The 5,795-nt window shown below is 61.1% G+C and carries 5 protein-coding genes; 2 read left to right on the top strand and 3 right to left on the bottom strand.

Annotation, left to right across the window (positions count from 1 at the left end):
- Positions 1-65: 65 nt before the first annotated feature.
- Positions 66-1,544 (bottom strand): IS1182 family transposase, encoded by a 1,479-nt coding sequence (locus AAFX91_RS38105; RefSeq protein WP_394569923.1) that lies wholly within the window; start codon positions 1,542-1,544, stop codon positions 66-68.
- 28 nt (positions 1,545-1,572) lie between these two features.
- Between AAFX91_RS38105 and AAFX91_RS38100 the strand changes: the two genes are divergently transcribed.
- Complete coding sequence (locus AAFX91_RS38100; RefSeq protein ID WP_394569921.1) at positions 1,573-2,457, top strand: cytochrome c peroxidase; 885 nt, start codon at positions 1,573-1,575, stop codon at positions 2,455-2,457.
- A gap of 4 nt (positions 2,458-2,461) precedes the next feature.
- Here the strand turns inward: AAFX91_RS38100 and AAFX91_RS38095 are convergent, their stop codons facing one another.
- Positions 2,462-3,133: a hypothetical protein gene (locus AAFX91_RS38095; protein ID WP_394569920.1), complete on the bottom strand. Its 672-nt coding sequence runs from the start codon at positions 3,131-3,133 to the stop codon at positions 2,462-2,464.
- A gap of 117 nt (positions 3,134-3,250) precedes the next feature.
- Positions 3,251-5,359 (bottom strand): phospholipase C, encoded by a 2,109-nt coding sequence (locus AAFX91_RS38090; RefSeq protein WP_394569919.1) that lies wholly within the window; start codon positions 5,357-5,359, stop codon positions 3,251-3,253.
- Positions 5,360-5,511: 152 nt separating this feature from the next.
- Here AAFX91_RS38090 and AAFX91_RS38085 point away from each other — a divergent pair.
- Positions 5,512-5,795, top strand: a 284-nt coding sequence (locus tag AAFX91_RS38085; protein WP_394569918.1) for a hypothetical protein, incomplete at its 3' end; no start/stop codon positions are given.

Genomic DNA, 5,795 nt, shown 5'->3' with positions numbered 1-5,795 from the left:
CCTCGTTTGAGATTTCGACAACCTCATTCTGGCACAACTGATGCCGTAGGGGGCCGTCCACCCCATCAACCACAGGCGTTTGTGATGTGCTCAGCTGCAACCGCTTGCGTGCGCCACAACCACTCCCTGTGGTTATGGGTCCCCGCCTTCGCGGGGACGACAGTTGTAGGATGGGTAGAGCGAAGCGAAACCCATCGCGCGGCTTGCTCCATCGCGATGGGTTTCGCTTCGAGACTGGGTAAGAATTTTTTCCGCCCGGATTGCAGGGCACAGTCGAATGCCGGGCGGATTTTGGCTCGGAGACGCGGCCTGCAGGTTTGGAGCCGGTCGACGATGACGGCGAGGACGGTGACAAGCAAGATCGTCCAGTTTGGACGGCGCTTGGCCAGATAGGCCATGAACCGATCCAGGCCGAGGATGCTGAGCACGCGAGTGAAGTTGTGGCAGAGCGCCATCAGGCTCCATTCGCCGCGGACCTTGTCGAAGCCGCGGACGAGGAAGTGGCGGTAGCCGGCCCGGCATTTGAGGGTGCCGAAGGGGTGTTCGGCGAGTTCGGCCCGGCGGCGCATCTGAGCTTTGGCGTCCGTCATCCGCGCACGATGCCGTTCGAGGACGGCTTCATGCTCCCAGCGATAGACGGTGCGCGTCGGCGTCTTGGCGGAGAGGCAGCGCGCACGCAACGCGCAGGCGTCGCAATCGGCCTTGCGGCTGACATACCTGATCTCGCTGCGGCCGCCGTTGATCTTGCGGCCCTCCGTCGGGCTCAGGAGCTTGCCGGCGGGACAGCGATAGACATTTGCTGTGGCTTCATAGGCGAACTCTTCGTGGCTCATGCGGTCCTGCGCTTGCAGCCTCGCGGTGCGCTTGGCTTGCGGAACGTAAGCCACGATCCCATCCTCCTCGCAGGCCTTGAGCGCGTTGCCGTTGTAATAGCCGGTGTCGGCCAGCGCCGTTAAGGTCTCGACGCCGAGTGCGTCCTTCGCGGCCTTGGCCATCTCGTGAAGCTGGCCGTTGCCGTCATTGACGACCTCGCTTGCCACGATCAGCTTATGTTTGTCATCGACGGCGATCTGGACGTTGTAGCCCGCCACCACTTGACCGTTCTTCGACAACAGCCGGGCATCGGCATCCATTTGCGACAGCTGCCTCTCGCCGCTCTCTTCCAGCCGCGCCAGATCGGCCTGCACGTTTGCCCGCTTGGCCATCAAGGCCGCGACCTTTTGCGTGACGTCCTCGCCGTCGCCTCCCCCACCATCCCGTCCCGCGGGCGCAGGCGCCGCCTCCGCGCGATCGTTGGCCTCAAGCGTGGCGCCATAGGCCTCGATCTCCCGGTCAATCTCCGCGAGCCGCTTGGCGAGCTTGCGCTGCGTCTTGATACTCGCCTTGCTGGCGTTGCCGTCAAAAAACGCGCCGTCGATCGCCACAACTTCACCGCCCACCAGGCCAAGCTCGCGCACCACAAGCACAAACTCCCGGTTCGCTGCCTTGAGCGCCTTCCAGTTGTCCTTGCGGAACTTGGCAATGGTGCGATAGCCGGGCACCAGCCGCTTCAGCAGCCAGATCAGTTCAAGATTGCGGCCGGCTTCCCGCTCAAGGCTGCGCGATCACTCGAACCGGATTGTCACGCTCCACTACATCAACGACATCGATTTTCTACCCAATCCCAGGCTCGCGCCCGGCGGCATGCTTACCGCACAGGCGAGTGCTGCCGAGCGCCACGGCGAGCAACTGTTCTTCAAGCCGTTTCCGCACCAACCCCAACTCAACTGCGCCACCTGCCATGTTCCAACGGGTGTCTTCACCGACCAGGCCCGCCACGACGTGGGCTCAGGCGGTCTGGTGAAGACACCGACCTTGCTCAACGCCAACTTCAACGCGCCCTACTTCCACGACGGCCGGTACGACACCTATGAAGAAGTGGTCGGACATTTCGACCGCATATTCGATCTCGGTCTCTCATCGCAGGACACGCAGAACCTCGTCGCCTATCTGACCGCGATCGGCGACGGCGACCGCCCCTTCGACAAGGACGGCGTGGCGATCCGGATGAAGGAAGTGCGTGAACTGGCGAGCGTCCTCGAGTTGGCCATTCCCGCCGCGGATACAGCCGTGGTCTCGCTGGCGGTCACTGGCGTAGGCGCCGAGCTGCGTGAATTGACCGAGCATATTCCGGACATCAGGTATGCTTCGGTCGGGGGTCAGGAAGAACGGCTCGCGGCACGCACCGCCGTCAAGGACCTGGTGCTCAATCTGCGCCGGATTGATCTTGCGGTCGCTGCCGGCCATCTCGACGAGGCCATGGCCGAATACGAGACTTTCTCGATGCTCGCGACCTTTGACGTCCCGGTCGCGTTGAAAAAGGCCGAACCCTGGTCGCTGTTCAATGCCAATATTCACCAGTCGCACTATGCGGCGCTTGGACGGATGCTGCAATCGACAGCCAAGCAATCGCAGTGACCACTCACTCCATGCCACGCGGAGCGACCCATACGTCGCTCTGCCGGATGCGATCGATCAACGCCCGCGGATCGAATTTGCGCGCGCCGGGGGGAATTTCGAACGATTGTGCCGGCTGCGGCTCGTCGCGGATGTTCTCGACGGCGATCATCGTCCCGTCCACGGTCTCGATCTGCACCGGAAACTTGCGCTCCCGGTCGACCCATCCGACAAAGCCGCCGCCGGAAGCCGCGACGATCCGATAGATGTCCGCCTTGCGATCTCCTACTGTTCCTTCCCCGTCGCGCCCGCAATGCCATCTATCGGGATCCACCGGCGCCGCCAGCGATGCCATCGCCCGCCATTGCCGGCAGGGCTCGTCGGGATCGACCGGGACAAACATCTGCGTAAGCGGACTTGATTGCATCGCGTCCATGAACACTTTCGCATGCGGCCGCACGAAAGTGGCCGCAGGCTTTGCCCCATCGACCAGAAAGAAGCCATCGGCGAAATCGGTCGTCTCTATCCTCACTTTGCTTTCAGACACGCGCAGGCTTCCCACCCGCACGACCTTCTCACCCTGCCTGGTGACAAGGTCGGCGGAAAACTGCTGCGCCGATGCTGAAACGCCGGCGAGCGCCGAACCGACCAAGGCAAGCAGGCATGCTCGCAGCCTCTTGTTCCCCAACGTAGTCATCCGGTCTCGATCCATCGGAAAACCTCGGCGCGGCGCAAAAAAATGCGGTGGTGCCGACCGAACTATCGGTTCGATCGGCACCATCTTCAGATCTGTCGTTCTTGGAACGCTGTTCAGTTATTCGGTATAGGACAGCGTGACCGGTTTGCTGAAGTCAAACGCGTCGAACATGTCAGCAAGCGCGGGGCTGTTGGTCGGCACATACTCGTTGTTCCTCGAATATGCCGGGTTCGGCAGGTTGTCCCGGCTGCGGTTCGTCAGCGGCTGCAGGCCCCAGTTACGTTCGATGAACTTGAGCAGCGAAACGTGGTCGCCGTAGTTGTGGTAGATCTTGCCGCCGGTCGAATAGGGCGACAGGATGAGGATCGGCATACGCGGTCCATCGCCGAAGAAATCGATCGACTGGATGTAGCCCGAGTCCCAGTAGCCGCCGGCTTCGTCCCAGGTGATGAACACCGCGGTCTCCGCCTTGAGCTCCGGATTGTTGTCCAGCGCGTTCAGGACATTCAGCGCATAGGCCTCGAACAGATCGACCTTCGAGCTTTGCGGGTGGCCGTCGAGCAGACCGTCCGGCTTGCCGAACGACACCGAAGGCAGGGTGTTGTTCTGGATCGCCGTGATCAGATCGGCAGTGTCCTTGATGTGAGCCTGACGCACGGTCGGGTTGGCCATGATCGAGGTCGCATACTGGAACGGATTGCAGATCTGGCAATAGGCCACACCGAGCGCGTGGGCCGGATCGGCGAGCGCCGCCGCGGTGAGATCCGGATTGTTCGGGTTGGCGGCAACCGCAGCGTTCGAAAGCGCCACGGCGTCATTATACGCACCACCGTAGAAGGCCCAGGAGATCTTCTTCTCCATCAGCGCATCGCCGATGGTCCGCACCGACGACGGCGGCATGCTGCTTCCGCCCGCCAGCGCACCGTTCGGCAGATAGCCCGGATCGGTGTTGTTGAGCATGTAGTAGTGGTTGGGCTTGCAGTTCGGCTCGGCCGCATACGGCAGATTGTTCAGATAGGTCACGATCGGCTTGACGCCGGGCTGGAACACGTCCGAGCAATCGCTGAAGTTGCCGTCCACTGTGTAGCGATTCACCGTTCCGGACGCCGGATTCGGGTTTGCGATCTGGTTTGCGGGCGGCGTGGTCGGGTTGCCCTTGCCGTCGCTCCAGAAGCCCGCGTCACCGGTGCCGAGCATGAAGTGGTTGGCGCCGGTGCCGCCGTGGAAGGACTGGTGGAAGTTGTCGCCCAGGGTGAAGCGGTCAGCCAGCATCTTCAGGATCGGGGCCTGCCCCTGCTGGGCATTGTAGAAGCCCATCGAGTTGGCCATGCTCTTGTTGGACGTCGAGTAGGTCGCCATCACGAACGGAAACAGGTCGCTGAGGCAGCCGGAGTTGTTGGCCTTCGTGGCGCTGGCCGCACTGCAGTCTTCCTGCTGCCAGTCCTGATAGAATCGATGCGTGGTGTCGCCGGTGTAGTCGTCGTCGCTGATCTGCTCACCCTGCAGCGCGAACGGTCCGGTCAAGTGACCAGCGCCGGGAACGCGGGTATCAAGCGCGCCAGTCGGCAGGCCGCTGAAACCGGTCGTGAGGATATCGAGATCGCTTGAATCCATGTCCTGCTCGACGCCGGCTTCGGCGATCGTCTTGAACGGAGGTGACGTATCGCTCTGCCCGGTCGGCGTGCCCGCCGTGTTCGGCTGCGGCATCGCATTGGTCGCACTGTAGGGCGACTTCGCGATCGTCGGCGCACCAATATAGAAAGAGGACTGCGCGGCGACCGAGTATTGCTGGGCTTGCGCGAAATTCGGACCGGGCGATCCATCCTCGTTGACGATGCCCTTCGACAGCAGGTTGGAGATCGTCTGTCCCCTGCCCTTCGGCTTGTACACCCCGAACGTGTGGTCGAGCCCGCGGTTTTCGCCGATCAGGATGATGACGTGCTTGATTGGCGACGCGGTCTTCACTTTGTCTGCCGGATCATTGTCTTTGTCACCGTGGTCGCCATGGTGGCCATTGTTATCGTGACCGTTGTCACCGTGGTGACCGTTCCCGTCGTGATCGTTGCCCTGATCGTCATGGGCGAAACGATTGTGATGCGAGCGCTTGTCCCAATCACTTCGTCCGCCGGGATAATGTGCTGCATAGGCGGCCGTTGCGACAGCGACTGTTGAGATGACGCAAAGTGCCGTGGTGGTTCGCCAGTTCTTCTTATGATTGAAAGTCATTATCGACTCCAAAGGTTGTGGTTGGCGACACATCATCTAATGCGGCAACATGACGCACACTTATCGTTGCTGTGAAAGCGCGCGAGAAATTTTGACTCGTTCAAAAAGTTCTCTGCGCTGCATCTGCGGCGACGATGCATGCATCGCGACCGATGCCATTCGCATCGCACGACAGCGCACAAGAATTGTTGGAAGTGATGCGCGCGATGCGATCGCGCGAGGATTTCCGCGGAGGCGAATTCGTGCCTCGCAGCAGTGGCCTAAAGCGTGATGACTTTTCTTCGAATCGTCATCTCGCTTTAGCTCTTTGTTTGAGCATGATCTTTTTCGGAAAACCGGTGCCCACTTTTCCGGATCATGCTCTAGGGTCTGTTGGGATTCAGGATTCTCATTCGTGCTTGGCTGTGATTCAAGCTTTGGATGGAACGATTCGTTT

This window comes from Bradyrhizobium sp. 31Argb (assembly GCF_043638955.1).
Taxonomy (GTDB): domain Bacteria; phylum Pseudomonadota; class Alphaproteobacteria; order Rhizobiales; family Xanthobacteraceae; genus Bradyrhizobium.
This window is presented reverse-complemented; position numbering and strand designations above follow the sequence as displayed.

Coding starts and splice junctions, on each gene's coding strand:
- AAFX91_RS38095 (WP_394569920.1), bottom strand. CDS start 3,133: ATGACTACGTTGGGGAACAAGAGGCTGCGAGCATGCCTGCTTGCCTTG.
- AAFX91_RS38090 (WP_394569919.1), bottom strand. CDS start 5,359: ATGACTTTCAATCATAAGAAGAACTGGCGAACCACCACGGCACTTTGC.